Origin of the sequence: uncultured Legionella sp. (genome assembly GCF_937871865.1) — a bacterium.
Taxonomy (GTDB): Bacteria; Pseudomonadota; Gammaproteobacteria; order Legionellales; family Legionellaceae; genus Legionella.
This window is the reverse complement of sequence record NZ_CALMPD010000110.1, coordinates 1-3817: the sequence shown is the minus strand read 5'-3', so window position 1 is coordinate 3817 and position 3817 is coordinate 1. Positions and strand designations below refer to the sequence as shown.

Below are 3817 nucleotides of genomic sequence, written 5' to 3'. Positions count from 1 at the left end.
GGATGGGAGATTCATAATGAATATTAACGTATTAGATTATGCCTACATAACTTACTGCTTGGAAACAATTTTATGAGCTTGCGGCATAACCATGCCCTAAATAAGACTGTCCAAAACTTGCTATAAAATTTTCGACAGAACCTGATTAACTCCAAGGGGTAACGGTATCTTTTCGGTTTCCTTTCTAGCATTTCGATCAGCCTACTAAATAAAATACACTCTAGACCAAAAGTTTAGTTGACGGGGCCCTTGGTAAGCATTTAGTATAATCAATGTTATTAAATTAACAGTAATCCGGTCAATAAAGCGATATCTTATATGGCTTTTAGCAAGGGTTGGGCTTGAAAAAAAGGGTTGATGATGAAAATAGAGCACGGTTGTTTGAGTGATGTGTCTGATAGCGATATCAGAAACGGCGTATTTGAAGTTCCTGAGGGTGTCACCTCGATTGGCAACGAGGCCTTTATGAGCTGCAGAAGCTTAACTGAAATTATCCTTCCTAACAGTGCCACCTCGATTGGCGACGGTGCCTTTATGAGCTGCATAAGCTTAATCAAAATGACCCTTCCTAACAGCGTCACCTCGATTGGCGACGGTGCCTTTCTGGACTGCACAAGCTTAACCGAAATGACCCTTTCTGACAGTGTCACCTCGATTGGCGACGGTGCCTTTAAGGGCTGCATAAGCTTAATCAAAATGACCCTTCCTAACAGCGTCACCTCGATTGGCGACGGTGCCTTTCTGGGCTGCACAAGCTTAACCGAAATGACCCTTTCTGGCAGTGTCACCTCGATTGGCGACGGTGCCTTTCTGGGCTGCACAAGCTTAACCGAAATGACCCTTTCTGGCAGTGTCACCTCGATTGGCGACGGTGCCTTTCTGGGCTGCACAAACTTAACCGAAATGACCCTTTCTGACAGTGTCACCTCGATTGGCGACGGTGCCTTTAAGGGCTGCATAAGCTTAATCGAAATGACCCTTCCTGACAGCCTCACCTCGATTGGCGACTATGCCTTTCTGGGCTGCCCACTTACCCGGATTAATATTATCGCAAAAACCCCCGAAGAATTTACACGAATCAAACCTCTTCTTGACCCCTCATTACAATCCAAAGCAATCGATGTTTTAAGCGACCTACAATCTCACTTTGATAAGCTTAAATTAACTTTAAAGAGCCAGGAGGTCTTAGACAACGAGCAAGCTTGGGAAGAGCAGGTCCATTCATCCCTGGAGACGGTACAAGCAACCATTGATTGCTACACCCCACGACTAAAAACATATCAAGATGAGTTAGATAATCTGATGATAGGGTTCTGTATCGAGCAAAATAATCTAGAGGGTGCCATCGGTTATTTTAAGGGCCGTCCCAAAGTAGCCAACAATACGGCATTCCAACTCATGTCGGCCATGATTAGCGAAGAGAATAATAAAGAACAGCATCAAACGCTTATCGCACTGTTTAAAGACTATGATAGCGACCAGGACATCCGTCAGTTACTGACCCTTTCCGCCCTTTCCCTACTCACTGAAAAGAGAGCAACGTTGGGTCAAAGCATTCGTGAATCTGGCATTGAGCGATGCTTACCCTTGGCCGCCATTAAAACCTCTCTTCAAGATATCCTGGGAACAATGGATGAGGCGGTTAAAGAGCCTATGGGGACAATCATTCATTGCTTGGAACAGCTAACTCCTGAGCAACTGCAGGGGCTTCTTAATAGCCCTCTCCTTAAACAAAGGGTGGAAACAATATACGGCTCAACCCATATCAGAACTTACGAATCACTGATTCCCCTACAACAGGGAGAGCTCAATCAACATCAGATGAAAGAATTAGAGCTCGCTTTAAATACGCTTATCTATACAGAAAACAACAACAGAATAGATTACAAAGCCCTTCCGTCTTTGAGCCTCTTTCCAATGCAAAAAAAACCTGGTGTTGAGGATGATGCAATGTCTCCGGTTCTGTCGAAAATTTTATAGCAAGTTTTGGACAGTCTTATTTAGGGCATGGTTATGCCGCAAGCTCATAAAATTGTTTCCAAGCAGGCATATCTCCTGCATTTTTTAACTGCCCTTTTTTAAGTATTCGATGCAACTCAATTCCCGCAATAGTTGCTTCTGCAGCCTCAAATGATTTAAAGCCAAGCGTATATTTTGTAATATTTTTAATCCCACGATGGTCTTGCTCCACCATGTTGTTCATGTATTTTATCCGCCTAACTTCAATCAGTAAATGCCATAATCCAAACATAAATAATAAGTCATTGATGCGCTCCAGTGCTGCTGTATTGGAGCCTGATTTATCAATATTGACCTTTTGAGGAAGTCCACTCGAACTAATTGCTTTTTTGAAAAACTTCAATACAGCAGGCCTGTCCCGTTTTTCTGATAACATAAAATCAATGGTATTCCCTTCCTTATCTACTGCACGATAAAGGTAAACCCATTTGCCATTTACTTTGATATACGTTTCGTCCATCCTCCAACTATTACCTACTGGTTTTTTTCTTTGCCTGAAGGATTGATCCAATTGCGGTGCATAATGAACAACCCATTTCTGAACCGTTGAATGATCCACATCAACCCCTCGTTCATCCATTAATTCTTCAATATTTCGATAGCTCAGTGGATAAGCAAGCTTCCATCGTACTGCCATCAATACTAAATCTTTTGGAAAATGACGACCTTGGAAACTAATCATAGCGCACCTTTTATGGCGCATTATAAATGAGGGTTTCTATTTTCGACAGAACCATCCCTCACCAAAAAACATCCCCATCAGACGGAGATAGAGCCACATTAGAAGCTCTAACCGACGTCATTAACCAACGTATGGTTCAAGCCTGTCGTACGAGCACATGCCTTAGGGAAGAAAGAGCCATTGCTTATGAAAATAATGTGATACAGAAAGAGCTCATGAAAGATAAACCCGACTATGAAGCCATTGCTTATTGGTTAAGTGATATTAATGGCCTTATCGGAACGTCTTATGGATCATCGAATCATATTAAAGAATTGGACTACATCCATGAAAAGAACACCATCATGCTGCGCACGATTCAGCCTTATGTATTTCAATCACAGGATTTTTTTGGTACTTTTAACAAGACTCTAGTTAACCACGTGATTCGAGAAACTAATCCCAATTCGTATTGCACCCATGTGTTAGCAGATTTTCTAGAAAAAACCCTGGATAGCTCACACCACACTCTCAATCGCCAGATAGTGACCAATAACAAGTTATATGAACTACTCGATGAAACAATCTATACTCGCACATTCTATAATTCCAACTGCACCATGTCGCTCAATGAATTATTCACTACCCCTTTGACATTTACAGAACAGATAAAAAAACAACTCTATGCCCTTTAAGGTAGAACCGCTGCGTCATACAATGACGTATGGTGGTGGCTTTCAAATCATCTTTATGTTCCATATATTTTGATATATGGAACATAAAGAAACAAACGGAGAATAGGGAAAATCATGAGCACTAATCAAGATGATAAATGCCGACGCCATATACTCCATTTAATGGGAGATATTAAAAATTGTGCACGACAAATAAAAATAATGGATTTAATCGCACGATTTAAAGCTGAGTATTCGGATGAAGACATACCCTTTGACTCTTTTTGGGGTTGGTTACAAGCGAGTAATACCCAGATAGGCATGCTCATAAGCCAGATATACAAATTAGCTAATCTTAAAGACGCTCAAAAAAACCTAATTAATATTTTAGGTAAACAATTTAATAAGAGGGGTTAATTCCATATAGCGCTGGTTTATCAGCATTACCCGTTACATCTCTTAT

The 3817-nt window shown here is 41.1% G+C and carries 4 protein-coding genes; 3 read left to right on the top strand and 1 reads right to left on the bottom strand.

Translation table 11 applies throughout. The features are described from left to right. Positions 1–357 precede the first annotated feature (357 nt). The gene (locus tag Q0495_RS05975; protein WP_367274392.1) at positions 358–1980 is read left to right on the top strand and encodes a leucine-rich repeat domain-containing protein; all 1623 of its coding nucleotides are present in this window, start codon (positions 358–360) and stop codon (positions 1978–1980) included. A gap of 31 nt (positions 1981–2011) precedes the next feature. Here the strand turns inward: Q0495_RS05975 and Q0495_RS05970 are convergent, their stop codons facing one another. Further along, a complete protein-coding gene (locus Q0495_RS05970; protein WP_298624099.1) occupies positions 2012–2701 on the bottom strand; it encodes an IS6 family transposase in 690 nt (229 codons plus the stop codon). Between the two features lie 26 nt (positions 2702–2727). On the opposite strand from Q0495_RS05970, the gene Q0495_RS05965 reads away from it, so the two are divergent. Together Q0495_RS05965 and Q0495_RS05960 are read left to right on the top strand one after the other, a co-directional pair. Beyond that, complete coding sequence (locus Q0495_RS05965) at positions 2728–3375, top strand: hypothetical protein (RefSeq protein ID WP_298624097.1); 648 nt, start codon at positions 2728–2730, stop codon at positions 3373–3375. Between the two features lie 114 nt (positions 3376–3489). Continuing rightward, a complete protein-coding gene (locus tag Q0495_RS05960; protein WP_298624095.1) occupies positions 3490–3771 on the top strand; it encodes a hypothetical protein in 282 nt (93 codons plus the stop codon). Positions 3772–3817 lie beyond the last annotated feature (46 nt).

Coding starts and splice junctions, on each gene's coding strand:
- Q0495_RS05975 (WP_367274392.1), top strand. CDS start 358: ATGATGAAAATAGAGCACGGTTGTTTGAGTGATGTGTCTGATAGCGAT.
- Q0495_RS05970 (WP_298624099.1), bottom strand. CDS start 2,701: ATGATTAGTTTCCAAGGTCGTCATTTTCCAAAAGATTTAGTATTGATG.
- Q0495_RS05965 (WP_298624097.1), top strand. CDS start 2,728: ATGAGGGTTTCTATTTTCGACAGAACCATCCCTCACCAAAAAACATCC.
- Q0495_RS05960 (WP_298624095.1), top strand. CDS start 3,490: ATGAGCACTAATCAAGATGATAAATGCCGACGCCATATACTCCATTTA.